A 24,388-nucleotide genomic window follows, 5' to 3' on the forward strand; every position below is an offset into this window, starting at 1 on the left:
GCTCAGGCCGAAGCCTGTTGGCTCAGCAGGTAGTGCACCAGCAGCGGCACGGGACGGCCCGTGCTGCCCTTGTCCTTGCCACCACGCCATGCGGTGCCGGCGATGTCCAGGTGCGCCCAGGAGTAGGCCTGGGTGAAGCGGGACAGGAAGCAGGCAGCCGTGACGGAACCGGCAGGGGGGCCGCCGATGTTGGCCAGGTCGGCGAAGTTGGACTTCAGCTGTTCCTGGTAGGCCTCTTCCAGCGGCATGCGCCATGCGGGGTCCTGGGCGGCGCGGCCGGCATCCAGCAGGGACTGGGCCAGTTCGTCGTCGGTCGAGAACAGGCCGCTGTTGACATGGCCCAGCGCCACGACGCAGGCGCCGGTCAGCGTTGCGATATCAATGACGGCAGCAGGCTTGAAGCGTTCCGCATAGGTCAGCGCGTCGCACAGTACCAGGCGGCCTTCGGCGTCGGTATTGAGGATTTCGATGGTCAGGCCAGCCATGCTGGTGACCACGTCGCCGGGCTTGTTGGCCGTGCCGCTGGGCAGGTTCTCGCACGAGGGGATGAGGCCGACGACTTCACGCTCCAGGCCCAGTTCGGCGATGGCGCGGAAGGTGCCCAGCACGCTGGCGGCGCCCCCCATGTCGTACTTCATTTCATCCATGGTGGCAGCAGGCTTGAGGGAAATGCCGCCGGCATCGAAGGTGATGCCCTTGCCCACCAGCACGATGGGCTGCGCGGCCTTGCCCTTGGCCTTGACTGCCTTGGCGGGCTTGTAATGCAGCACGATGAAGCGCGGCGGTTCCGCCGAACCCTTGGCGACGGACAGGAAAGAACCCATTTTCAGGGCTTCGATCTGCTTGCGCTCCAGCACCTGGACCTTGATGCTGTCGTAGGTGTTGGCCAGTTGCTTGGCCTGATCCGCGAGGTAGGTGGGGGTGCAGATATTGCCCGGCAGGTTGCCCAGCGTGCGGGTCAGCGCCATGCCGTTGGCAATGGCGGCGCCTTCGGCCAGGCCGCGCTGCGCTTCGGCAGCTTCGTTGCGGGCGACGATCAGCGTGAGCTTCTTCGGGCCGGATGGCGTTTTTTTGTCGTCTTTCTTGCTCAGCGTTGCATCATAGCGGTAGCCGGCATTGATAGCGGCCTGGGCTGCCTGGCTGGCGCGGCTGCGCAGCGTGCTGGCATTGGTGGTGGGCAGGGCGGCCAGGGTCGAGGCGGCATCCGCCAGCGAGAGCTGGGAGAGCGCCGCTGCCAGGCCGCGTTCAGCCTTGGCGTGGGCGGCAGCGGTGTATTCTTCCGCCTTGCCCAGGCCGACCAGAACGACGCGGCGGGCCGTGATGCCCTCGATACGGTGCAGGGTCAGGGTTGCGCCGGCAGTGCCGCGAAAATCCTGTTTGACGACTTCGGTAATCAGGCCCTGGCTGGCGCGATCCAGCGCTTGCGCTTCAGGCGTCAGGGTGCCGTCAGCGTAAACGCCGACGGCCAGAGCGGCACTTTTAATCCGGTGCAGCGACACGGTTGACTGTGTGCTAAATTCCATGAGGATTTCCCGTTGCATTCAATAAGGAACGCGACGATTATCCCGCAATTTGCTTCTTCATGTCCCTGTTCAAGAAATCCGTGGTGGGCGAGATCACCAGCCATGCAGGCGTGGTGTTCTCCACGCTCGTCATTGTTTGGCTGAGCGTGCTGCTCATCCGCCTGCTGGGCGATGCCGCCAGCGGCTCCATTGGCGCCGATGTCGTGCTGGGCCTGGCCGCCTTCTCCACCATCACCGCCTTGCCGGTGGTGCTGTCCGTTTCGCTTTTCATTGCAGTGCTCACGACGGTAACGCGCAATTACCGTGAGTCGGAAATGGTGGTCTGGTTCGCCAGCGGCCTTTCTTTGCTGGACTGGCTGCGGCCGGTACTGCGTTGCGCGGTGCCCACGTCCATCCTGATTGCCGTGCTGACTTTGCAGGCCTCACCCTGGGCCTACCGGCAGATTGCCGAATATCGCCAGCGCTATGAACAACGCTCCGATCTTTCCAAAGTCTCGGCGGGACAGTTCCTGGAAACCAGCGGCGGCGCTCGGGTGTTCTTCGCGGAAGAACCCAAGGCGCCGGACGACGAGTTGGGTACGGTATTCCTGCGGCTCAATGAAGATGGCTGGCTCAGCGTCGTTTCCGCCGATGGCGTGCGCATTGAAAATCAGGATAACGGCGACCGTTTCCTGGTGCTGGGCGAAGGCTACCGCTATGACTTCAAGCCGGGCACGCCGGAGTTCCGCATGGCGGAATTCGAACGCTACGGTGCGCGCCTGGAAAGCCGGGGCGGGGAAGAAGCGCTCAAGCAGGCGCGGCTGGAGGCCGAAAACGTAGTGAAGGCGCGTCCGCTGGGCGCTCTGCTGGAAGATGGTACTGATCGGTCGCGCGCCCAGATCATGTGGCGCCTGGCCTTGCCGCTGGCGGCGCTCAACCTGGCGTTGCTGGCCATTCCGCTGGGCGCGGTCAATCCGCGCCTGGGACGTTCCGGCGACCTGCTGCTGGCGGGTCTGATTGCCTTGCTCTACATGAATCTGATCAATCTTTCGCGCAGCTGGATCGGCTCGGGCAGCCTGTCGTTCGGCATCGGTGTCTGGGCGGTGCATGGCGTGTTTGCCTTGCTGACGGCCTGGCTATTCTATGTACGCATGCGTATCAAGGCGCCGAAACAGTAGCGGCGGCAGACATTGGCCTACCTGCCGGAGGGGGGGCTGAACCCGCCTTCGGCAGGTAACGGGCAGGCCAGCGCAGGGGGCAGGCAGTGGACAAACCCCTGTCCGGGGAAGTCGCTTATGCCGTAGGGAAATAGCTTATGTGCATTATTTATAAGCTTTGCTTCCCTTATTCCCTACAATCGGTTGCTACGATGTCGAGGTAGCCACACCATGAACCTGCAGCAATTTCGTTTTGTCCGGGAAACCATTCGCCGCGACTTCAACCTGACTGAAGCCGCCCGGATGCTCTACACCTCGCAGCCAGGTGTTTCCAAGGCCATCCTCGAATTCGAGGACGAACTGGGAATCAAGATTTTCGAACGCCATGGTAAGCGTATCAAGGGCCTGACCCGCCCCGGCCTGGCGGTTTCCCAGGTCATCGACCGCATCATGCTCGAAGTCGACAATCTCAAGAAAGTCAGCGACGAGTACGCGCGCCGCGATGAGGGCGGGCTGACCATCGCCTGTACCCATACCCAGGCCCGGTATATGCTGCCCAAGGTCATCCCGGCGTTCAGGCAACGTTTCCCCAAGGTCCACCTTTCGCTGGCCGAAGGCAGCCCGCGGCAATTGGCGGAAATGGTGCTGCACGGGCAAGCCGACCTGGCCATCGCTACGGAATCGCTGGCGTTGACCCCTGGCCTGGTAACGCTGCCCTGCTACACGTGGGAACACGTGGTGGTGGTGCGCCCAGATCATCCGCTGGCGGATTTGCGCTCCAGCGCCGTGAAGAAATTGTCGCTGGAGCAACTGGCCGAATACCCGATCGTTACCTACGACCGGGCCTTTTCCGGCCGGACGGCAATAGACGACGCCTTTGCCGGGCAGCGTATCCATCCCGATATCGTGCTCGAGGCCATTGATGCCGACGTGATCAAGACCTACGTGGATGTGGGCATGGGTATCGGCATCATTGCCGGCGTGGCCTACGACCCGAGGCGCGACTCCGGGCTGGTGGGCCTGCCTGTAGGACGGCTGTTCGGCACGCATACCACGCGCATAGGGGTCAAAGCAGGGGTGTTCCTGCGCGACTACGTCTATACCTTCCTGGAAATGGCGGCGCCGCAGCTGACCCGCGAGGTCGTGCAGCAGGCCATCATGGAACACGGCGGCGATATCGCGCCGGAATAACATGCGCCTGCGCCTGCATGACCGGGAACGCAAAGAGAGTGTGCCCACGCATGCCCGCCGGCAGGTGCTGTTGTTGAATGGGGATAGGAACGCGCCTGCGGCTGATGCAGGCGCGTTTTTTCTTTTGGGTGTGTGGGGCGGCTACCACGTTTGTGCGGGCCTGTTGGACGGCCCTGCAAGGCCGTTGTCCGCCTTGCAATAGCGAAAACCTAACGACGCAATAGCTTGAATAGAAATAAATTCGGCATACCCGACTTTTTTACTCTTGCATTCCAAATAGGAATCACTATCATTACATCTATCGTAACGATGCTATGAGGAAAACCATGTCGCAATCACTGAGTGCCGTCGTCGTCGGGGCCGACCGTCTGGGCAATATCCCGGATCTCCTGAAAGGCCACAATATTGCCATCACGCACCACATCAGTGGCCGTGATCCTTCCCATCAGAAGAAAACCTTGCAATTGCCTTCCGGTACCGAGCTGGTCATCCTGCTGACCGACTTCCTCGGGCATAACGTCATGAAGACCTTCCGTAGCGCGGCCATGCGCAGCGGCGTCCGTGTCGTCGCCTGCCGCCGTTCTGTCTGCAGCATGAAGCAGGCGCTCAATCAGTGCGGCCTCTGTTCTTCCTGCTGAAACGGTTTTTTTCCCATAGCATTTGCGTGTTGTCCGGTATGGCGGGCCATACAGGAAAAAATCATGCAGCACCCGTCAGGACTCTTTGCCAGAGCAAAGAGTCCTGACGGGTTTTTTATTTCATGGGGCATCTGCCACAGCCAGGACGGGTGAGCGCTGCCGGTCCGCATGCAATCAGCGGCAGGGGGGCGATCCTGGCGTCGGCACTAGGGCCAGATCTAGGGCCGGCTACGGGCAGCAAGGGCAGGGTGGACTGGCACCCTTGTGTTGCAGGCCCGTCCCTGAGGATCCAGGGAAGGGAACGCAGCCAAAGGTTTTTCAGCGGGTAGGATTCAGCTGGCGGCAGCCGACAGGCGGCGTGCGCCATTGAAGCGCTTGCTCCAATAGCGGATATCCATGCTTTCGATACGGACGACGCCCTTGGAGTTCGGTGCGTGCACGAACTGATTGTCGCCGACATAGATGCCGACATGGGAATAGCGCCGCCCCAGCGTATTGAAGAAGACGAGATCGCCAGGTTGCAGTTCCGAACGGGAGACGGCCTTGCCGGAATGTGCCATTTCAGAGGCGCTGCGCGGCAGTTGCAGGCCCAGGGATTCGCGCGCGGCATAGACGACCAGGCCGCTGCAATCGAAACCGGTGTCGGGATTGGTGCCGCCCCACTTGTAGCGCACGCCCAGGTGTTCCAGGGCGGAGCTGACCAGCGCGTTGTCGGTATCGGAAGTGCCGTGGTCCGCGTAGCGGTCCGAGGCCAGGTTGCTGCGCGGCAGGGCTGCGCGGTCACGTTGCCTGGCGGTGTAGCTGGCGATCAGGGCATCCAGGGAGCTTTCATCGGCCTGCGGCTGGCGGGCCGAACCCGGCTTTTCCAGTGAGATCAGGCGCGCTTGCTGCTGCTGGGGGGGATTGGTGCTGGCGCAGCCAGCCAGGAACAGGACTCCGCATGCAATCAGGCAGCGCGGCGCAGACATTAGAATGGAGGTAATGCCTGAACGGTTTGAGCGGGCGGCGTGCATGGGCGTCGTTGAAAACTTGGCGGCAGCGCTGCAGCAGCAGCGCCAGCTTGAATGGGCTTGGCGGTGAGCGTCAATTTTAGCAAATCTGCCAATAAATCGGGTGCGAAACCTGATCGAAGGCCGTGAAATGCAAGGAAATTTTTCATCCTGGCCATATGCTCATCGTTTCTGGTGTTAATACGAGACATAAATGGCGGTCATATATCCCAGGGCAGGCGGGGCGCGCTGGTCTCTCGCCGGGCCGCCAGTGCCGGTTTCTGTGGTTATGATGGGCCAAGGGCGCTGTCGCCCGATTGTCTTATCGCTGGTTCAGCTAGGGAGTTCCGTATGCAGCAGAAGTTTTTTCTGACACAGTCCGAAGTGACGCAGATCCTGGACGCAGCCCAGTCGTATGCACGGCAGAAGCAATGGGCGGTGACGATCGCCGTGGCCGATGATGGCGGCCATCTGCTCGGGCTGCTGCGCATGGACCGAGCTTCGCCGTTCACGTCGTTGGTGGCGCCGGCCAAGGCGCGTGCTGCGGCAATGGGGCGGCGCGAAAGCAAAGGTTTCGAAGATCTCATCAATCAGGGGCGCTACGCCTTTGGTTCCGCTCCCTTGAGCGAAGGCATGCTGGAAGGCGGTGTGCCCATCATCGTGGACGGGCAGGTGGCTGGCTCGGTGGGGGTCTCCGGAGTAAAGTCGGCGGAAGACGTCGAAATCGCCCGCGCCGGTATCGCTGCACTGGGCCTGTAGGTCGTCAGGACGACAGGCCCTGCCCGCCCGGGCACGGGCCTAGGGAGAGGGGCATCACAGGCCGTTGTAAACCGGCCCTTCGCCGCCCTGGGGCGCGACCCAGACGATATTCTGCGTCGGGTCCTTGATGTCACAGGTCTTGCAATGCACGCAGTTCTGCGCATTGATGCGCAGCGCGTCGGCACCAGCTTCGTCCTTGACGAACTCGTACACCCCGGCCGGGCAGTAGCGCGCCTCCGGCCCCGCATAGATGGCCAGATTCACCTGCACCGGCACGGCCGGGTCCTTGAGGGTCAGGTGCACCGGTTCGTCTTCATCGTGGTTGGTGTTCGAGATGAAGACCGAACTCAGGCGGTCGAAAGTGATCTTGCCATCCGGCTTCGGGTAGTCGATGCGCTCGTACTCCGCCGCCGGCCGCAGACAGGCGTGGTCGGGCTGCTTGCGGTGCAGTGTCCAGGGCATCCGCCCCTTGAGCAGGCCCTGCTCCACGAACGTCATGAAGCTTGCGACCGGCAGCCCCTTCTTGAACCACTGCTTGAAGTTGCGCGCCCGGTTCAGTTCCTCGTGCAGCCAGGAAGACTGGAAGGCCTGGCCATAGCCGTCCAGCGCATCCTGGCCACGCCCCTGGGCCAGCGCCGCATGAATGGCCTGCGCCGCCAGCATGCCGGACTTGATGGCGGCATGGCTGCCCTTGATGCGCGAGGCATTCATGAAACCGGCCTCGCAACCCACCAGCACGCCGCCCGGGAAATCCAGCCTGGGCAGCGACAACAGGCCGCCGGCCGTGATGGCGCGTGCGCCATAAGCCAGGCGCTTGCCGCCTTCGAGCATGGGGCGGATGGCCGGGTGCGTCTTGAAGCGCTGGAATTCCTCGAAGGGCGACAGCCAGGGGTTGGCATAGTCCAGCCCCACTACCATGCCCAGCGCCACCTGATTGTCATTGAGGTGATACAGGAAGGTGCCGCCGTAGGTCTTGCTGTCCAGCGGCCAGCCGCTGGTGTGGATCGCCAGGCCAGGCTGCGACTGTGCCGGGTCTACCTCCCAGAGTTCCTTGATACCTATGCCATAGCTCTGCGGGTCGCGTCCGGCATCCAGCCCGAAGCGCGTGATCAGTTCGCGCCCGAGCTGGCCGCGCGCGCCCTCGGCAAACACCGTATAGCGCGCCAGCAGCTCCATGCCGGGCTGGTAGTTCGCCGTGTGGCTGCCGTCGCGCGCCACGCCCATGTCGCCGGTCGCCACGCCGCGCACCGCGCCCTGTGCGTCGTACAGCACCTCCACGGCGGCAAAGCCGGGAAAGATGTCCACGCCCAGCGCCTCGGCCTGCTCGCCCAGCCAGCGCACCACGTGCCCCAGGCGCACGATGTAGTTGCCTTCATTGTGGAAACAGGACGGCAGCAGCCAGTCCGGCGTGCGCAGCGCCTTCTCCTGCGTGAGAAACAGGAAGCGGTCCTGCGTGACCGGCACGTCCAGCGGCGCGCCGCGTTCGCGCCAGTCCGGCAACAGCTCATCTAACGCACGCGGGTCCATGATCGCGCCCGACAACGTGTGCGCGCCCAGTTCCGCGCCCTTCTCCAGCACGCACACGCCCAGCTCGCTGCCGGACGCCGCCGCCAGCTGCTTGAGCCGGATCGCCGCCGACAGGCCCGCCGGCCCCCCGCCGACGATCACCACGTCATATTCCATGGATTCGCGTTGCAACAATTGCGACATAGCTAATGGTTTTCCTTGCTGGGACTCGAAGTATGATGGGCGGGATTGTAGGGCAAGCCAGCGGGGTGCCACCCGCAGGGCCTGGCCCTCTGATTGCCGGTTTTTCTTAACCTTGTCCTGCTCATAGCCAAGGGTTATCTGGCTGGTGCCGGGGTCTCGTTGTTGTGCAGTATCAATGCCAGTAAGGAGCGACAATCAATGGATAAAGTCTATCGAAGCGCGGAACAAGCGCTGGATGGAATCGTGAAGGACGGCCAGACCATCGGGGTGGGGGGCTTCGGGCTGTGTGGCATTCCGGAAGCCCTGATACGCGCGCTGCGCGACAGCGGCGTCCGTGGCCTGACGTGCGTGAGCAACAATGCCGGCGTCGATGGCGCCGGCCTGGGACAGTTGCTGGAAACCCGGCAGGTGCGCAAGATGGTTTCCTCCTATGTTGGGGAAAACAAGGAATTCGAGCGCCAGTACCTGGCGGGCGAGCTGGAGGTTGAATTCACGCCGCAAGGTACCCTGGCCGAAAAACTGAGGGCGGGCGGAGCCGGCATTCCGGCTTTCTATACCCGCACAGGCGTGGGTACCATTGTTGCGGAAGGCAAGGAAATCAGGCATTTCGATGGACATGATTACGTGCTGGAACGCGCCATCGTGCCCGATGTCTCGCTGGTTCATGCCTGGAAGGCCGACCGCAGCGGCAACCTGATCTTCCGCAAGACGGCGCGCAACTTCAATCCCAATGTTGCGATGGCGGGGCGGGTCACGGTGGTGGAAGTGGAGCATCTGGTTGAAGTCGGCGACCTGGAGCCGGATGAAATCCATCTGCCCGGTATTTTCGTGCATCGCATCGTCGTCAATGCCAACCCTGAAAAACGCATAGAACAGCGCACGACGCGCAGCGCCTGAGGAGGACACCATCGTGGCATGGAGCAGAGATGAAATGGCGGCACGCGCCGCTCGTGAATTGCAGGACGGTTTCTACGTCAACCTGGGCATTGGTCTGCCGACGCTGGTGGCCAACCATGTGCCGCCTGGTGTGGAAGTCTGGCTGCAATCGGAAAACGGCCTGCTGGGCATCGGTCCTTTCCCCACGGAAAGCGAGGTCGATCCCGACCTTATCAACGCTGGCAAGCAGACTGTCACCACCTTGCCGGGGTCGTCGTTCTTTTCGTCGGCGGATTCCTTCGCAATGATACGCGGCGGCAAGATCAACCTGGCCATCCTGGGGGCCATGCAGGTTTCCGAGCGTGGTGACCTTGCCAACTGGATGATTCCGGGCAAGATGGTCAAGGGCATGGGGGGCGCGATGGATCTGGTGGCCGGTGTTGGCCGCGTCGTCGTGCTGATGGAGCACGTCGCGCGCCGCAAGGACGGTGGCGAGGACATCAAGCTGCTGCCGGAATGCACCTTGCCCCTGACCGGCGTGGGCGTGGTCGATTTGATCATTACCGACCTGTGCGTCCTGGAAGTCACGCCTGACGGCCTGCGCCTGCTGGAACTGGCGCCTGGCGTCACGGTAGAGGAAGTCCAGGCGAAAACGTCCGCCAGGCTGGAAGTGCCGGCGCTGTAGGCCGCATGCATGCCGGACGAAGGCAAGCATGGCGCATGCCTTCGTCCTTGTTCCGGTAGCCGCTGCCAGGCCATGCGCGGCTGGGGGCTGGAACAGGCATGGCACAGGCGTGATATCAGCAGTGACATCAGGTGCGGCAATAGGTACCTGCATGGGGGCGGCGGTATGATGCAAAACGTGCAAACCCGAGAGTGCCGCAATGAATCAAGATGCAATACAAGCGCGCCTGGCCGCATTTCGGCGTGCCCTGGCTGATGCCGGCTGCCAGGCCGGCCTGGTACTGACTTCCGATCCCCATCTTTCCGAATACCTGCCTGGATACTGGCAGGTGCGCGAGTGGCTCAGTGGTTTCACCGGCTCGGCGGGCAATCTGCTGGTCACGCAGCAAGCCGCTGCGTTATGGGCCGACAGCCGCTACTGGGAACAGGCACAAGCGCAATTGGCCGGCACGGGTATCGTGCTGATGCGCCTGGGCGGCGGTGCGCCGGGCATGGCCGATTGGCTGGCGCAGCAAGGCGAACCTGGCCGCCTGGCCGTGGATGGTCGCACCGTGTCCTTGTCTTTCTGGCGCCGTATGGAAGCGGACCTGGCGGCACATGGCTGGGCACTGCAAGTGGATTTCGATGGCGTGGATCAGGCATGGCGCGACAGGCCGGCATTGCCGGCAGCGCCAGTCGTAGAACATGATCTGGCCTGGGCTGCCGAGGCTCGTACCGGCAAACTGGAACGGGTACGTGCCGCCATGCGCGAGCACGGGGCGGATTGGCATTTGCTATCCACGCTGGACGACATCGCCTGGCTGTTCAACCTGCGCGGCAGCGATGTCGATTACAACCCGGTGTTTCTGGCCCATGCATTGATCAGCGTGCAGGGGCAGGCGCACCTGTTTGTCGATGCCTCGCGCCTGGCGGCCGGTGTGGCGCCGGCATTGCAGCAAGCCGGTGTGACCCTGCATTCCTATGAAGCGATAACGGCAGCCATTGAAGGGCTGGAGGGCGAGGGCCTGCTGCTTGATCCGGCCAATGTCGTTGTGGATCTTGTGCGGCGGGTACCGGATGCCTTGCCGACAATAGAAGCACCGAATCCTTCGCGCCTGTTCAAAGCCTGCAAATTGCCTGCGCAGCAGGCGCATATCCGCCAGGCAATGGAGCAGGATGGGGCAGCCCTGTGTGAATTCTTTGCCTGGTTCGAGCGCGAACTGGCAGCTGGCGCGGCACTGACCGAACTCACGGTGGACGAAGTCCTGACTGCTGCGCGTGCACGCCGGCCCGGCTATGTATCTCTGAGCTTTCCTACCATCGCCGGTTTCAATGCCAACGGCGCCATGCCGCATTACCGCGCCCTGCCGGAATCCTATGCGGATATTCGTGGCAATGGCCTGTTGCTGATAGATTCGGGCGCTCAATATCTGGGCGGCACGACAGACATCACTCGGGTCATTCCCATCGGGCAGCCTTCGGCGGCCCAGAAGCGGGACTTCACCCTGGTGCTCAAGGGCATGATCGGCCTGTCGCGTGCGCGCTTCCCCCATGGGGCCAGCGGCCAGGCGCTGGATGTGCTGGCCCGGGCGCCCTTGTGGGAACATGGCCTGGATTACGGCCATGGGACGGGCCATGGCGTCGGCTATTTCCTGAATGTGCACGAAGGGCCGCAGAGCATTTCCTGGCGTGCTGCCGTGCAGGTGCCGCTGGAAGCCGGCATGGTGACTTCCAATGAACCCGGGCTGTACCGCCCGGGCCAGTGGGGGATCCGTATTGAGAACCTGGTACTGGCCGTGCCCGCCGGGGAAACGGAGTTCGGTGATTTCCTGGCCTTCGAAACCCTGACGCTTTGCCCGATAGATACCCGTTGCATGGACATCAGCCTGCTGCGCGAGGACGAGCTACGCTGGCTGGACGGCTACCATGCCGACGTCCGGCAACGGCTGGCACCCCTGTTGCAGGGAGAGGCATTGCATTGGCTGGAACAGCGGACCGAGCCGTTGCTGGCGCCACAATAAGCAATGGCGCCCGGTGAGTGCGATGGCAATCGTCCACCGGGTGCGGAAGACGTCTGATCGGGGCGTCGCGCCAATGACCGCACGCAGCGGCAGCGCCGCACCTAGCCAGGCGCGGCGGCGGGGGGCTCTGCTGGCTTTATTGGGCTGCGCGCAGGCGGGCGTCGATATCCGCCATCCAGACCTGATCGCAGGTGACGGCGCCTTCGGGCTCCTTGCCGTATACCTTGAACGACACCGCACGGCACCATTCTTCCGAACCCTGGTCGGGGCCGTGGCCCTGGCCGTCCGTGATGCCTGCCTTGGTTTCAACCCAGTCGAACCATTCGTTGGTGCCGATGGACGGCGTGTCGGCCGACGGTGTGGCCGGGGTTTGCGTGCCGTTGTCGGCCGGGGCCGGCGGCGTGGTGGGTGCCGTCACCGGGGGTTCGGCAGCCGGTGCAGGCGCCGAAGTGGCAGGCGGTGCGGGAGGCGTGGCATCGTTGGCCTTGTTGTCGCAGGCGGCCAGCAGGGCCAGGGCGGGGACCAGAACGCAGGCACTGGCGAATTGACGGGATTTGATACGCATAGGGACTCCTGTATGAGGGATGGGCGATCCAGGGTGATGCGGCGGGCGGCAGCCCGGCGGGGCACAACGGTTTGCTGGGCTTGCCGGGCTGCCTGGGCCGGCAAAGTGACATGTTCATCATATCTGTGGCTGCGGGTACAAGGTTCTCCGGTATGTGTCCGTCTGCGACATCTGGTGACCGTGCGCCAGGAGACAACTTGCAACGCAGGCCACTAGTGGTCCGGAAGCTGAGTTAAACTTCGTCTTTATCCCTATCAACCCGAACCCCGGACGTGGCAGGCCGTGCCCGGGGTTCCTGGGGATGGTGCGGGCTTGGCGCAAGCCGCCTGTTCTGTTCCAGACCGCAACGGCCGATTGCCCCGGCCGTATTCTGAAATGACCAAGTACGTATTCGTGACGGGCGGGGTAGTGTCCTCGCTTGGTAAAGGCATATCTGCAGCTTCCCTGGCCGCGATTCTGGAATCGCGTGGCCTGCTGGTGACGATGCTCAAGCTGGACCCCTACATCAACGTCGATCCGGGCACGATGAGTCCGTTCCAGCACGGCGAAGTGTTCGTGACCGAGGACGGCGCCGAGACCGACCTGGATCTCGGCCACTATGAGCGCTTCATCTCGGCGCGCATGCACAAGGTGAATAACTTCACCACCGGACAAATCTACGAGTCGGTGCTGCGCAAGGAACGCCGTGGCGATTACCTGGGCAAGACAGTCCAGGTGATTCCGCACATCACCAATGAAATCCAGGATTTCATCGCCCGTGGCGCCAAGGCGGCCTACAACGGCAATGCTGATGTCGCCATCGTCGAGATCGGCGGCACCGTCGGGGATATCGAGTCCCTGCCGTTCCTCGAGGCCGTACGCCAGATGAGCCTGCGCCTGGGGCGCGGCAATGCGGCGTTCGTGCACCTGACCCTGGTGCCTTTCATTCCTTCCGCCGGCGAACTGAAGACCAAGCCTACGCAGCATTCGGTGCAGAAGTTGCGCGAAATCGGTATTTATCCGAACGCGTTGCTTTGCCGCGCCGACCGTCCGATCCCGGACGAAGAGCGCGCCAAGATTTCGCTGTTCGCCAATGTGCCGCAGGATGCGGTGATTTCCGTGTGGGACGCCGAGTCCATCTATGAAATCCCGTCCATGCTGCACAAGCAGGGGCTGGACAGCCTGGTGTGCGATGCGCTGAACCTCACGCCGCCACCGGCCGACCTGAGCGCCTGGGATACCATGAACGAGGCGCTGCGCCATCCGGAATCGGAAGTGCGTATTGGCATGGTGGGCAAGTATGTCGACCTGACCGAGTCCTACAAGTCCTTGAGCGAAGCCCTGGTGCATGCAAGCATTCACACGCGCAGCAAGGTTGTCATCGACTACATCGACTCCGAAGAAATCGAAAAGCGCGGCGCGGCCGAGCTGCTTTCCGGTCTGGATGCCATTCTGGTGCCCGGCGGCTTCGGCAAGCGTGGTACCGAAGGCAAGATCGCTGCGGTGCGCTATGCCCGTGAAAACAAGGTGCCCTACCTGGGCATTTGCCTGGGCATGCAGCTGGCTGTCGTCGAATACGCCCGCCACAAGGCCGGCCTGGGCGGCGCCAACAGCACGGAATTCGATCCGTCCGCACCGCATCCGGTGGTGGCGCTGATTACCGAATGGATGGACCGCGAAGGCAAGGTCGAACGCCGCAGCGATAACTCCGACTTGGGTGGCACCATGCGCAAGGGTGCGCAACGCGTGCCGGTCAAGCCGGGCACGCTGGCGCACAAGATCTACGGTGACGAAGTCAACGAGCGCCATCGCCACCGCTATGAAGTCAACAACGTGTACGTGCCTCGCCTGGAAGAAGCCGGGCTGGTCATCAGCGCACGCACGCCGACCGAGAATCTGCCGGAAATCATGGAAATTCCGGATCACCCGTGGTTCCTGGGCGTGCAGTTCCACCCGGAATTCACGTCCACGCCGCGTGACGGCCACCCGTTGTTCATCGGCTATGTGCGCGCTGCCCAGGCTCATCGCCAGGCGCGCCAGCAGGCCGAGCAGAAGTAAGCAGCGGCAGCGGCCATGCAGGATGTCCTGCGACAGCCAGCGGCAGGAAGCGCCTCGCGCCTCCTGCCGCTGGCTGCCATGAGCAGGACGCACAGGCTGCTTGCAGGCGCCTTGGGCGCAAGAACACATGAATCAGTAACCATCTGGGGGTTTTAAGACAATGAGTGCTATCGTCGACATCATCGGCCGCGAAATTCTGGATTCGCGCGGCAATCCCACCGTCGAATGCGACGTCCTGCTGGAATCCGGCGCCATGGGCCGCGCCTCGGTACCGTCGGGCGCATCCACCGGTTCGCGTGAAGCCATCGAACTGCGTGATGGCGACAAGTCGCGCTATCTCGGCAAGGGCGTACTGCGCGCCGTCGAGAACGTCAATACCGAAATCTCCGAAGCGCTGATCGGCCTGGATGCCCAGGAACAGACCTTCATCGACCGCACCCTGATCGAGCTGGACGGTACCGAGAACAAGGAGCGCCTGGGCGCCAATGCGATGCTGGCCGTGAGCATGGCCGTGGCCCGCGCTGCTGCTGACGAAGCCGGCCTGTCCCTGTACCGCTATTTCGGTGGCAGCGGCCCGCTGAGCATGCCCGTTCCGATGATGAACATCATCAACGGCGGCGCGCACGCCAACAACTCGCTGGACCTGCAGGAATTCATGATCCTGCCGGTGGGTGCCCGCAGCTTCCGTGAAGCGCTGCGCGTCGGCGCCGAAGTGTTCCATGCGCTGAAGAAAATCCTGCACGACCAGGGCCTCTCCACTGCCGTGGGCGACGAAGGTGGCTTTGCTCCCAGCGTGGAAAGCCACGAAGCGGCCATCCAGTTGATCCTGCGCGCCATCGAGGACGCCGGCTACGAGCCGGGTATCCAGGTTGCGCTGGGCCTGGATTGCGCCAGTTCCGAGTTCTACCGCGACGGCAAGTACCACCTGGAAGGCGAGGGCGGTGTTTCCCTGACCGCCGAGCAGTTCACCGACCTGCTGGCAACCTGGTGCGACAAGTATCCGATCATCACCATCGAAGACGGCATGGCCGAAGGCGACTGGGCCGGCTGGAAGCACCTGACCGAGCGCCTGGGCAAGAAAGTCCAGCTGGTGGGTGACGACCTGTTCGTGACCAACACCAAGATCCTGAAGGAAGGCATCGACAAGGGCATCGCCAATTCGATCCTCATCAAGATCAACCAGATCGGTACGCTGACGGAAACCTTCGCTGCCATCGAAATGGCCAAGCGTGCGGGCTACACGGCAGTCGTGTCGCACCGTTCGGGCGAAACCGAGGATTCCACGATCGCCGATATCGCGGTGGCAACCAACGCCATGCAGATCAAGACCGGTTCGCTGTCGCGCTCGGACCGCATGGCCAAGTACAACCAGTTGCTGCGCATTGAAGAGGAACTGGCGGACGTGGCGCATTATCCGGGCGTCGAAGCTTTCTATAATCTGCGCTGATCGTAGCCGGGAGGGGGCAGCGGGCATGGTGCCTGCCAGCCTTCCCAGACGGATAATCCCATGCGGCTGTTCGCCCTGCTTCTGTTGATTCTGGTTGGCCTGATCCAGTACCCATTGTGGCTGGGCAAGGGCGGCTGGTTCGCGACCCATGAGTTGCAGCGGCAGCTGGTCGAGCAGTTGGATGTCAACGAAGGCTTGCGTGCGCGCAACCTGGCGCTGGATGCTGAAGTCCGTGACTTGCGCACCGGCACCGAGGCGCTGGAAGAGCGGGCCAGGGGCGAGTTGAGCATGATGCGCCAGGAAGAAATCTTCGTACGCATCCTGCCGCCCGGCGCCCCGCTACCCGAAGTCAAGCAGCCGGACCCCAAACAAGCCAACCGGCGCCGCTGAACCGGACTTGCAATCGGCTGATGCCAGTGCCGTCGGTGACGATCGCTCCTTGTGAACTGACCCCAGGGGTTGAACGGTCGGCTAAAGCCCTAAAGCCCTGAGGCCTGAGCCGGGAGTGTCGGCTGGGAGTGTCCTTCATGCCGGGTTCCAGGCGAATTGACCAACAGACGGAAGGCTGGATGAATCGCTCTTCACCATGGAGAGCGAATTGATTCATGACGGTCTGCCAATCATGGGCAGAACGATCCCATTTTTTAGTGATGTGGCATAGGGCCAGCCAGATCAGCTTGTTGGCAGCTTCGCCGTCAGGGTAGTGGCCACCTGTCTTGATGGCCTTGCGTACCGCTGCCAGCGCCTCAGGCATGTCCTTGAGGCCATCGTAGGCAGCGCTCAGGAGTCCAGGACATCACGGGTCTTCGATCGTTAAAGACCCCGTATCCAGAATGTAGAACAGACCGCCTTGTCGCGCGCCATGGCATCCTCGCGGATCTTGACTCGCAGGCTATCGAAGAGCGCGACCAGGTGCATGATCTCCAGCGGCCGGACTTGCCAGGCAGGCGCTTCGGCCATGCCCTCGTCGTCAAAACCCGTGAAATGCCGCCCATGCTTGGGAATTAGGATGGGTTCGAAACTCGCCGAGATGCTTGAAGATGCGCCATCTGTCACTGCGCTACTCAACGCACTTTGTCCCAAGGCTTGATGGATGCCGATCTTTTTTATGGAAAGATGCCCAGCATGCGCAAACAGTTTTCCGTGACTGCTTGTGCAAACGCCGTGCAATCCTTTGCTTGAGCGGCGATCACGTCATCGGTTGCGCCATGTACGCCCGAGTAGATCAACAGCGCTACCACTCTCGGATTTTTCGGTGTCCAGAGACCAGCAACCGTGCCGCCCTCAATGATCCCGAGCAACTGATCAAGAATGGCATTCTTGGCCTGGTTGGAACGATCATGATGGTGATGGTTGGTGTAGACAATGTCGTGTATGCGGAATGTGTCAACGTAAGTCACGACACTGGCGTGGATCCAGGCGCGTAGCCGCCCGACCCAGTCCCCTTCCGCACAGGCGCCAACTGCCGTTTCCAGGCTAACAAGGAATTGATCGGTATAGCGTCTGCCAAGCGCCTCCAAAATTTCGTTCTTGGACGAAAAGTAGTGATAGAACGTGCCCTTGGCTACCTGTGCAGCCTCGACGATTTCGTTAATCGTCGTCGAGTCGACGCCTTTTTCGAGAAATAACCTTTCCGCCGCGTTCATCAGTTCATCCAGGCGAACTTCCGCTGGTTTTGTCCGAGGACGGGGCGCTTGCTTGCCTGGCTCCTTCACATCGGAGGACATCTTGTACATTTCTTGGTACTCGATTTGCGTCAAAGTGAGTAGTTTAAAGGTAAGCGCTCAATGATCAGCCCCCTATTTGTTTAGCATGAAATGCATCATCATTGTGTCCGCAAGGACATTAGCGGACGCAATGAAGCAGAACAGGGCGCCGGTTACCGGGTCTTACACGTCAGCGGCCGGCGAGACAGCGGCGGCTTGCATTGCCGGCCGGCGAGGATTCCAATGGCAAGATCCGTTTTTTCGGTTTCATTTTGGTCTGTCGCGTAGGGATGTAGATCGCCATGTCGCTGTTGGTATTTGGGTTGGTGCTGATGGCTGCCGCGTGTCACGCCTCGTGGAATGCCATCGTCAAGGGCGGGACGGATACCTTGTTGAGCACGGTGCTGGTGGCATTCGGTGCGATGCTGATGGCTGGCGTGGTGCTGCCCTTCCTGGATATGCCAGCGCGGGCCAGCTGGCCATTCATCGCAGTTTCCATGCTATTGCAGGTGGCGTATTACGTTCTGCTGGCCAATACCTATCGTATTGCGGACATGAGCCAGACCTATCCAGTCATGCGCGGCACGGCACCACTGATCGTGGCCTGCGCGGGCGCCTTGTTCCTGCATGACGCCGTTGCGCCCGCTGGCTGGATCGGCATAGTCGTCATTTGCCTGGGGGTGCTGAGCATGGCCCTGGCGCGCCGCGCCGGGCAGGATAGCCGCGGGGTCAGGCTGGCCATGATCAATGCGGTATTCATTGCCAGCTATACCCTGGTCGATGGCGCAGGTGTCCGGCTGTCGGGCGCACCGGCGGCTTATACGCTGTGGATCTTTCTGCTGACCGGCGTGCCGTTGCTGGTCTGGGCGCTGGCTACGCGCCACCGGGCATTCATCCGTTATCTGCGCGGCAATTGGCCGATGGGCATGGTGGGAGGCGCGGGCACGCTGGTGTCCTATGGCGTAGCACTGTGGGCCATGACGCAGGCGCCGGTGGCCATGGTGTCGGCGTTGCGCGAAACGTCCATCCTGTTCGGCGTATTGATTTCCGGCCTGATCCTGAAAGAGCATATTGGCCGGCAGCGCTTGATCGCCGTGGCTGTGATTGCGCTGGGCGCCGGGGTGTTGCGGCTCGCCTGAGGCGGGTGCCGGCTTGGGTGGTGCGTCAGCCGCTGCAGCAGAACATCAACCCGCAAAGCGGTTCGCCGGCTTCGGGCAAACCGCTTCCGGCGGGGGCACCGGGGGCTTCCGGTAGTCTGGGCGATGAGCCAGGTCCGTCAGGCAGAGAGACTGCCGGGGTAGTGGGCCAAGTGAGCCAAGGATCGCGATCTGTATCGTGATGGCTATTCTCTGGCGGCGTGGAAGGTGCGCCTGGGACGGGCAGCGGCCATGGCGGGCCGCTGTTTTCTGAACCAATGGACGTGGGCTCATGCGCGTTGCCCGAGGGGATGGGGCTGCCTGTGCCGCCCGGGCCGTCGGTGCTTTGCAGGCGGCGTTGCGGCCATGCCCAGGCTTCGGACGCCATGGGCAGCGCCGCGCGACGATAGATCGGCCAGAGGCCGGCCTGGGCGATGGCAGGGTGATCCGTGTCCCCGGCACTGGCAAATAGCGTGCTTCCCAGGCGCAGCAGCCAGCGGGCCGGTGGGCTGAGAGGACGATGCAGATAGCGCAACTGCAGGGTCAGCACATTGGCTTCGAAGACGTTCTGCCCGGAAGCGATGCCCTGGCCTTGTTGCCAGCCTCTGGCCAGGTTCTCGCGATGGCGCAGGTCCTGGTAGTAGAAGGCCAGCGCAGCGGCACCAGCGTCCGCAGGCTGTGCAGCGGCGATATTGCCGGTGATATCGCGTCCCGGCGCAGCATGGTCGGCCAGGCTGTCGGGGCCAGGGTTGAGGATATCCAGACGCCAGACGGGCAGTCCGCCGCTGGCCTGCTGACGCCTCTGCCAGGCCTGGTATAGGCGGGAGCCTGGCGTCTGGCCGGGCGCATCAGGCAGGCTGGCCCGCATCGTGTGCTCGAAGGCCTGGCGCATGGCCTGCGGGCGTGCGTGATCACTGGCGCCGGCGCGCAGCGCATCCAGCAGCGCGACTTCGGCGATTTGCGCCATATTGCCGGCATGTTCCAGTTCCAGCGCCGCCAGCGCGATGCTGCCGAGCACGGCAAAGGCCAGGCATGCCTCGGCCATGCTGCTGCCAGCCTGGCGCCAGGGTGAACCGGCGCAGACGGAGGTGAGCGGCGTGGTCGTGCCGGGGCCGTGGCGAAGGCAGGGCGGAAGGCGGCGCATGGAGCAGGCTGGGAGGCAGGCAGGAGAGATATGCATCTGCCAGCAGTCTGCCCGCCCGGCTGGCGTCTGTCAGGTCGCAGAATTCCCCATTTCCCTGGAAGCGAGGGACGGGGGCGGGGCATGCCTAGGGCGCCGGGTGCCGAGCGGAATGCAGGTTTAGTATAGGCTGCGATGGCCGGCCGTATGGTTGCCCACCAGGTGGCCGGCGCGCGACCATTCCGCAACCAATGCCAGGCCTGAGTCAGCGTTGCCCAGGCGGACCAGCGCGGGGAATAGTGCCGCTTGCACGTCGTGCGCCTGCAATGCCTCCAGTAACTGCGTATTCCATTGGGCCGCCCGCGGCTGTTGCGTCGGGTTGAATCCATCGTCGAAACTCAGGGCAATCGTTTTCGCCTGGCACAAGGCAGTTGCCAGCGAAAGCAGCAGGATGGCTGGCAGGCGGAAAGAGATCAATCGCAAGGTCATGTCCTGGAAACAGGTTATGGGCAGGTCAGGCGGGCAGCGCGAGCGCCTGGCCGGTAGGGAAAATAAAAAAAGCCGGCGCTGGCCGGCTTTGTTCAGGCCTGGCACGGTGCGAGCGTGCCAGTCTGGTCAGTGTCGCGTTTCCGCCTGGTCTGCGCTGGGGGCAGGGCTGGGGGCCGTGAAAAGTGCGGCGGCATCGACCGGGTCGAAGACATACGGCTTGCCGCAGAAATCGCACTGCACTTCGATCTTGCCCTGTTCGGCGATGATGGCATCGGTTTCCTGCTGGCCCAGCATGCGCAGCATGCCGGCGACGCGCTCGCGTGTGCACGGACAGAAGTAGCGGATGCTGCGCGGCGGGAGTTCCAGCAGGCTTTCCTCCCAGAACAGACGATGGATCAGGATGTCCGTGTCGTGGGCCAGCAGTTCCTGGTAGCTCAGCGTGCTGGCCAGCGTGACGGCGCGTTCCCAGGAGTCGTCCATCTGGTCGGCCGGCAGTTCGCTGTCGGTGGCCAGCGTGCCGCCGTGATCGGGCAGGCGCTGAATCAGCAGACCGGCTGCCCGCTTGTCGTTGGCGGCAAGCCAAAGACGCGTATCGAGCTGTTCGGACGACTTCATGTAGTGTTCCAGCACTTCGGAAACATTGTTGCCGACGAGAGGGACGACAGCCTGGTAGGCCTGTTGGCCGGGCAGCTTGTTGCGCGGGTCGAGTACCGCGACGAAACGGCCCTGGCCGCCGGGGTTGAGCAGCGCCTGCAAACCCACGCCTTGCGGCCAGGACTGGCCGGAGCGCAGTTTGACGGTAGCGCGGATGGAGAGATCGCTGCGGCATTCCACGACCAGCAGCGCGATGGCGCCGTCGCCCTGGATCTGCAGCAGCAGCGAACCGTCCAGTTTCAGATTCGCCGTCAGCAGCGTTGCGGCGGCAACCAGCTCGCCGAGCAGGTCACGCACGCCTTCGGGATACTGGACGTGCTGCAGGGAATCCTGCCAGGACTGATCCAGCGAAGCCGTGACAACACGGACGCGACGATCGGTAAAAAGGTATTTTTTCAGGGTGTCGGTCATGATGGCTACATCTTAACTCAAGCCCATGGCCGGCTGGCGCCAGGCTCAGGCGAGTCGCCGCAGGCGGTTGCGGTAAAGCTGCGCGCGCGCCACATATCGCTGTGTGTTGGCATGCAGGCCGGCAATTTCTTCGTCGTCCAGCGTGCGCACAACCTTGCCCACGCCGATGACCAGCGAGCGATCGGGAATATGACGGCCTTCAGGGACCAGCGCGCCGGCGCCGATCAGACAATCACGGCCGATCACGGCGCCATTGAGGACGACGGCCTGGATACCGATCAGGCTGCCCGCCCCGATCGTACAGCCGTGCAGCATCGCCTGGTGGCCGACTGTCACGTTTTCAGCGACTGTCATGGGAAAGCCGGGGTCGGCATGCAACACGCAGCCATCCTGGATGTTGCTGTTGGCGCCAACCACGATGGGGGCGCTGTCGCCGCGCAGGATGGTGCCTGGCCAGAGGCTGGCACCGGCATGCAGGGTGACGTCGCCGATGACGGTGGTGTTCTCGAACAGGAAGGCATCCGGGTCGATGTTCGGGGTCAGGTCATCCAGTTGGTAAATGGGCATGGCAAGGCGCGGCTAGGGCAGGAACAGGGAGCAAGGACGTGGCGTGCGGCGCACAGGCGGTCAGGCGGTGGAGCCAGGCGCACGCCGGTTGCGTGGCAAGGGTGTCTTGGGTTTCGGGGCCGGGCGATGGTTGGCGCGGCTGGCTGACGGCCGACTGCTGCGGTGCGAGCCCTGGGCTTTTTCGGCAGCCGGGGGCGGCAGGGGCATGATGCGGCCTTCGCTGTCGAGTGCCGCCTGCAGCCCGGTGCGCATCCAGGTAGCAGGCGCGGGCTGGATTTCGCCTTGTTGCCAGATGCCGACCGGAAACAGTGGGTCGGCATGGCCGTGTCGGTCGTATTGGCGCAAGGCCAACTCGCCCTGTACGCCCGGCGGCAGTTCATTGTCGGCGGGGTCGAGTGCGGCCAGGTAATGGCCAGGATACGGCCGGCCGGGGCTATGGTCGGCAACCGGCCATTTTTCGCCGCTGTCGCCAGCCAGGCCATACATGCCATGCACGCCGTAGACCGCGTTGGGGCGGCGGCCCAGCAACTCCTGGCAGCGTTGCATGTCGGTTTCCCGATAGGCGTCGGTCACGATCGCGGCGATGGCGTTGAGGCTGGCCAGGGGCAGGGGCGGATGGCCTGGTGCGCAGAATTCACGCAGGGTGTCCTGGGTGGCGATCATGTCGCTGATGCGCAGGCGGTAGAGCCGCGACAGCAGCGAAGCGGCATCGGGTGGTTGTGTGATGGCAATGGCCGTGGCGCCGAAGTACAGGGCTGGCAGCACCGCACCCAGCAGGACATCTGCCTGCGACCAGTTGGCGGCCACCCACAGGCGGTCCTTGCCGCGCGGGAACCAGTCCAGCGAGGCGACAAAGGCGGGAAGGTTGCCGATCAGGGCGCTGTGCGGCAGCAGCACACCGCCATGATGCGGGCCGGCTTCCGGCGGAAAGTGCAGCATGGCCGGCGCATCCGGCGGCAGCGGTACGGGTTGCAGGCCGTTGGGCTGGCGGGCCAGCAGGCCTTTCCAGGCGATGCAGTGTTCGCTATCCATGCCCTGGCCCACCAGACGCGTGCCTGCCGGCAGGCGGGCGCGTTCAGCCAGGTAGGCCGCCAGGGCCAGATCATCAAGCACGACGACACGCGGGGCGGCCTGGCGCAGGCGCTGGGCCAGTTGCGTGGGCGACAGGCGTGCGGACAGCGGCATGACGATGGCGCCCAGGGTCCAGGCGGCCAGTGCGGCGATGACCAGGTAGGCCGGGTCGGAGAGCAGCAGTGCGACACGGTCGCCACGCTGTACGCCCATGCGCGCCATGCCGCCGGCCAGCCGGCTGGAGATATTCTGCAATTGGCCGTATTGCCAGGTTGTGGCATCGCCTTCGCTTTTTTCGACGACCAGGGCGACGCGGCGGGCGTCGGATGGGCTGATCGCCCATTGGACACAACAGGGCTGCGCCAGATTGAACTGGGCAGGCAACAACCACCGGAAGGATTCGTAAAGCTGCGAATATTGGTCGTTCATAGGCCCGTGGGTAGGGAGGGCGCAGGGGTGCGACAGGGCCGCACGCGTGCAGTAACAGGCGTGCGAGCGATGCGCGCATGCTTGCGCTGGTATGCTTTCACGCCATAAGCATGAACCAGGGCGAAGGATTGCGCAATATGCCCGACGGTTTTAGCGTGTTTTCCCCGACGTTCGCAGGCCGGCGCTTTTACTTTTCCGGCTCAGGGCGGAAGGCAGCGCGGGCAGGGAAACCGGTTGGTGCGAGGCTGTTGGGTGGCGTGCATGCAGGTTGGCATGCACAGACCAGTCCAGCAAGGCCAGCTTGCCGTCGTGATCCTCGGTCAGCGCCGACAGGCTTTCTACCCAATCCCCGTCGTTACAGTACAGGATGCCGTCGATGTCGCGCATTTCCGGCTTGTGGATATGGCCGCAGATGATGCCGTGCATGCCACGGCGCCGCGCTTCGCCAGCCAGGGCTTCCTCGAAGTCCGTGATGTAGGTGACGGCGTTCTTGACCTTGTGCTTCAGGTATTGCGACAGCGACCAGTAGTGCAGGCCGCGGCGGTGACGGAAACGGTTGTAATGGTTGTTGATCCAGATGGCGCAGGTATAGAGGCGGTCGCCCAGGTAGGCCAGCCATTTGCCGTGCTGGATGACGGCATCGAAGCGGTCGCCGTGCATGACCAGGAAACGGCGCTTGTCCGCCGTGAGATGCTCGATCTCGTCGTGGATCTCTATGTCGCCGAAGGCATAGCCCAGGAACTGACGGGCGAATTCATCATGGTTGCCGGGAATGAAATAGACGCGCGTGCCATTGCGCGACATGCGCAGGATTTTTTGCACGACGTCGTTGTGCGCACGCGGCCAGTGCCAGTGGCGCCGCAATTGCCAGCCGTCGATGATGTCGCCGACCAGGTACAGCGTCTGGGTTTCGTTGTATTCGAGGAAGTCCAGCAGGAAATTGGCCTTGCAGCCCGAAGAACCGAGATGCAGGTCGGATATCCAGAGCGTGCGCCAGCGCCTGACGGTCTTGCCGCCGGAAGCCGTGCTGTCGGCGGCCTGGCCGGCCTGGTCTTCTGGATGAGGCGAGGTGGTCATGGCGGCTCCCGTACGATGGCGTTGCACACATGGAAACACGGCAGGATGACGCGTTTGTGACCAGGGTGCGGCGCCTTGGCGCCTGATATCCATTGATACGGTTTTTCCGCAGCAGGCCCGGATCGTGTTCGATTTTTTCCGGTGCGAATGGCGCCGTTCCCGTTTGCGGAAAC

At 63.0% G+C, this 24,388-nt stretch carries 22 protein-coding genes and 2 pseudogenes; 11 read left to right on the plus strand and 13 right to left on the minus strand.

What is annotated here, in order from left to right; all coding sequences use genetic code 11:
* Positions 1 to 2: 2 nt before the first annotated feature.
* Positions 3 to 1,523 carry a leucyl aminopeptidase gene (locus EV679_RS05085; RefSeq protein ID WP_068367706.1) on the minus strand — a complete coding sequence of 507 codons (1,521 nt, stop codon included), beginning with the start codon at positions 1,521 to 1,523 and terminating at the stop codon, positions 3 to 5.
* 59 nt (positions 1,524 to 1,582) lie between these two features.
* On the opposite strand from EV679_RS05085, the gene lptF reads away from it, so the two are divergent.
* The 3 genes from lptF (at position 1,583) to EV679_RS05100 (ending at position 4,488) form a co-directional block, all read left to right on the plus strand.
* The gene (lptF, locus tag EV679_RS05090) at positions 1,583 to 2,680 is read left to right on the plus strand and encodes an LPS export ABC transporter permease LptF (protein WP_068366651.1); all 1,098 of its coding nucleotides are present in this window, start codon (positions 1,583 to 1,585) and stop codon (positions 2,678 to 2,680) included.
* A 210-nt stretch (positions 2,681 to 2,890) separates the two neighbouring features.
* The gene (locus EV679_RS05095; RefSeq protein ID WP_068366648.1) at positions 2,891 to 3,850 is read left to right on the plus strand and encodes a CysB family HTH-type transcriptional regulator; all 960 of its coding nucleotides are present in this window, start codon (positions 2,891 to 2,893) and stop codon (positions 3,848 to 3,850) included.
* 326 nt (positions 3,851 to 4,176) lie between these two features.
* Positions 4,177 to 4,488, plus strand: coding sequence for a DUF2325 domain-containing protein (locus tag EV679_RS05100; RefSeq protein ID WP_068366642.1), 312 nt, complete (start codon positions 4,177 to 4,179; stop codon positions 4,486 to 4,488).
* Between the two features lie 332 nt (positions 4,489 to 4,820).
* Here the strand turns inward: EV679_RS05100 and EV679_RS05105 are convergent, their stop codons facing one another.
* Together EV679_RS05105 and EV679_RS17710 are read right to left on the minus strand one after the other, a co-directional pair.
* Positions 4,821 to 5,456, minus strand: coding sequence for a C40 family peptidase (locus EV679_RS05105; protein WP_068366640.1), 636 nt, complete (start codon positions 5,454 to 5,456; stop codon positions 4,821 to 4,823).
* Positions 5,456 to 5,689 (minus strand): hypothetical protein, encoded by a 234-nt coding sequence (locus tag EV679_RS17710; RefSeq protein WP_151098452.1) that lies wholly within the window; start codon positions 5,687 to 5,689, stop codon positions 5,456 to 5,458. The genes EV679_RS05105 and EV679_RS17710 overlap by 1 nt, the downstream gene beginning before the upstream one ends.
* Before the next feature lie 139 nt (positions 5,690 to 5,828).
* On the opposite strand from EV679_RS17710, the gene EV679_RS05110 reads away from it, so the two are divergent.
* Positions 5,829 to 6,236: a GlcG/HbpS family heme-binding protein gene (locus EV679_RS05110; protein ID WP_068366638.1), complete on the plus strand. Its 408-nt coding sequence runs from the start codon at positions 5,829 to 5,831 to the stop codon at positions 6,234 to 6,236.
* A 54-nt stretch (positions 6,237 to 6,290) separates the two neighbouring features.
* Here the strand turns inward: EV679_RS05110 and EV679_RS05115 are convergent, their stop codons facing one another.
* Positions 6,291 to 7,919 carry an electron transfer flavoprotein-ubiquinone oxidoreductase gene (locus EV679_RS05115; RefSeq protein WP_130486772.1) on the minus strand — a complete coding sequence of 543 codons (1,629 nt, stop codon included), beginning with the start codon at positions 7,917 to 7,919 and terminating at the stop codon, positions 6,291 to 6,293.
* Positions 7,920 to 8,144: 225 nt separating this feature from the next.
* Between EV679_RS05115 and EV679_RS05120 the strand changes: the two genes are divergently transcribed.
* From EV679_RS05120 to EV679_RS05130, 3 genes are all read left to right on the plus strand, one after another.
* Entirely contained in the window at positions 8,145 to 8,843 is a 699-nt protein-coding gene (locus tag EV679_RS05120; RefSeq protein ID WP_068366635.1) for a CoA transferase subunit A, read from the plus strand.
* Between the two features lie 13 nt (positions 8,844 to 8,856).
* Positions 8,857 to 9,507 (plus strand): 3-oxoacid CoA-transferase subunit B, encoded by a 651-nt coding sequence (locus tag EV679_RS05125; protein ID WP_068366632.1) that lies wholly within the window; start codon positions 8,857 to 8,859, stop codon positions 9,505 to 9,507.
* Between the two features lie 199 nt (positions 9,508 to 9,706).
* The gene (locus EV679_RS05130) at positions 9,707 to 11,506 is read left to right on the plus strand and encodes an aminopeptidase P family protein (RefSeq protein WP_068366629.1); all 1,800 of its coding nucleotides are present in this window, start codon (positions 9,707 to 9,709) and stop codon (positions 11,504 to 11,506) included.
* Positions 11,507 to 11,642: 136 nt separating this feature from the next.
* On the opposite strand, the gene EV679_RS05135 is transcribed toward EV679_RS05130, so the two are convergent.
* The gene (locus EV679_RS05135) at positions 11,643 to 12,071 is read right to left on the minus strand and encodes a hypothetical protein (protein ID WP_083969340.1); all 429 of its coding nucleotides are present in this window, start codon (positions 12,069 to 12,071) and stop codon (positions 11,643 to 11,645) included.
* A gap of 375 nt (positions 12,072 to 12,446) precedes the next feature.
* Between EV679_RS05135 and EV679_RS05140 the strand changes: the two genes are divergently transcribed.
* The 3 genes and pseudogenes from EV679_RS05140 to ftsB all read left to right on the plus strand — a co-directional run bounded on the left by EV679_RS05140 (position 12,447) and on the right by ftsB (position 16,046).
* Complete coding sequence (locus tag EV679_RS05140) at positions 12,447 to 14,108, plus strand: CTP synthase (RefSeq protein ID WP_068366626.1); 1,662 nt, start codon at positions 12,447 to 12,449, stop codon at positions 14,106 to 14,108.
* 160 nt (positions 14,109 to 14,268) lie between these two features.
* On the plus strand, positions 14,269 to 15,555 hold the full coding sequence (eno, locus tag EV679_RS05145; protein ID WP_130486615.1) for a phosphopyruvate hydratase: 1,287 nt from the start codon (positions 14,269 to 14,271) through the stop codon (positions 15,553 to 15,555).
* 60 nt (positions 15,556 to 15,615) lie between these two features.
* A pseudogene (ftsB, locus tag EV679_RS05150) lies at positions 15,616 to 16,046 on the plus strand (cell division protein FtsB).
* Positions 16,047 to 16,117: 71 nt separating this feature from the next.
* Here the strand turns inward: ftsB and EV679_RS17810 are convergent.
* Both EV679_RS17810 and EV679_RS05160 read right to left on the minus strand, forming a co-directional pair.
* Positions 16,118 to 16,578: pseudogene (locus EV679_RS17810) on the minus strand (transposase); the annotation flags it as partial.
* A gap of 83 nt (positions 16,579 to 16,661) precedes the next feature.
* The gene (locus EV679_RS05160; protein WP_238591273.1) at positions 16,662 to 17,291 is read right to left on the minus strand and encodes a TetR/AcrR family transcriptional regulator; all 630 of its coding nucleotides are present in this window, start codon (positions 17,289 to 17,291) and stop codon (positions 16,662 to 16,664) included.
* A gap of 272 nt (positions 17,292 to 17,563) precedes the next feature.
* Here EV679_RS05160 and EV679_RS05165 point away from each other — a divergent pair, with 272 nt between their 5' ends.
* A complete protein-coding gene (locus tag EV679_RS05165; RefSeq protein WP_068366617.1) occupies positions 17,564 to 18,400 on the plus strand; it encodes an EamA family transporter in 837 nt (278 codons plus the stop codon).
* Positions 18,401 to 18,425: 25 nt separating this feature from the next.
* On the opposite strand, the gene EV679_RS05170 is transcribed toward EV679_RS05165, so the two are convergent.
* The 6 genes from EV679_RS05170 to EV679_RS05195 all read right to left on the minus strand — a co-directional run bounded on the left by EV679_RS05170 (position 18,426) and on the right by EV679_RS05195 (position 24,308).
* Complete coding sequence (locus tag EV679_RS05170; protein WP_130486616.1) at positions 18,426 to 19,541, minus strand: hypothetical protein; 1,116 nt, start codon at positions 19,539 to 19,541, stop codon at positions 18,426 to 18,428.
* Positions 19,542 to 19,697: 156 nt separating this feature from the next.
* Positions 19,698 to 20,000, minus strand: coding sequence for a polysaccharide deacetylase family protein (locus EV679_RS05175; RefSeq protein ID WP_242611423.1), 303 nt, complete (start codon positions 19,998 to 20,000; stop codon positions 19,698 to 19,700).
* Positions 20,001 to 20,132: 132 nt separating this feature from the next.
* Positions 20,133 to 21,071: an Hsp33 family molecular chaperone HslO gene (gene hslO, locus EV679_RS05180; protein WP_068366608.1), complete on the minus strand. Its 939-nt coding sequence runs from the start codon at positions 21,069 to 21,071 to the stop codon at positions 20,133 to 20,135.
* A 45-nt stretch (positions 21,072 to 21,116) separates the two neighbouring features.
* Positions 21,117 to 21,638, minus strand: a complete 522-nt coding sequence (locus tag EV679_RS05185) for a gamma carbonic anhydrase family protein (protein ID WP_068366607.1) — start codon at positions 21,636 to 21,638, stop codon at positions 21,117 to 21,119.
* A 60-nt stretch (positions 21,639 to 21,698) separates the two neighbouring features.
* Positions 21,699 to 23,138 carry an AMP-binding protein gene (locus EV679_RS05190; RefSeq protein WP_068366604.1) on the minus strand — a complete coding sequence of 480 codons (1,440 nt, stop codon included), beginning with the start codon at positions 23,136 to 23,138 and terminating at the stop codon, positions 21,699 to 21,701.
* 150 nt (positions 23,139 to 23,288) lie between these two features.
* Positions 23,289 to 24,308 (minus strand): UDP-2,3-diacylglucosamine diphosphatase, encoded by a 1,020-nt coding sequence (locus tag EV679_RS05195; RefSeq protein ID WP_372726434.1) that lies wholly within the window; start codon positions 24,306 to 24,308, stop codon positions 23,289 to 23,291.
* Positions 24,309 to 24,388 lie beyond the last annotated feature (80 nt).

Origin of the sequence: Kerstersia gyiorum, assembly GCF_004216755.1 — a bacterium.
GTDB classification, from domain to species: Bacteria; Pseudomonadota; Gammaproteobacteria; order Burkholderiales; family Burkholderiaceae_B; genus Kerstersia; species Kerstersia gyiorum.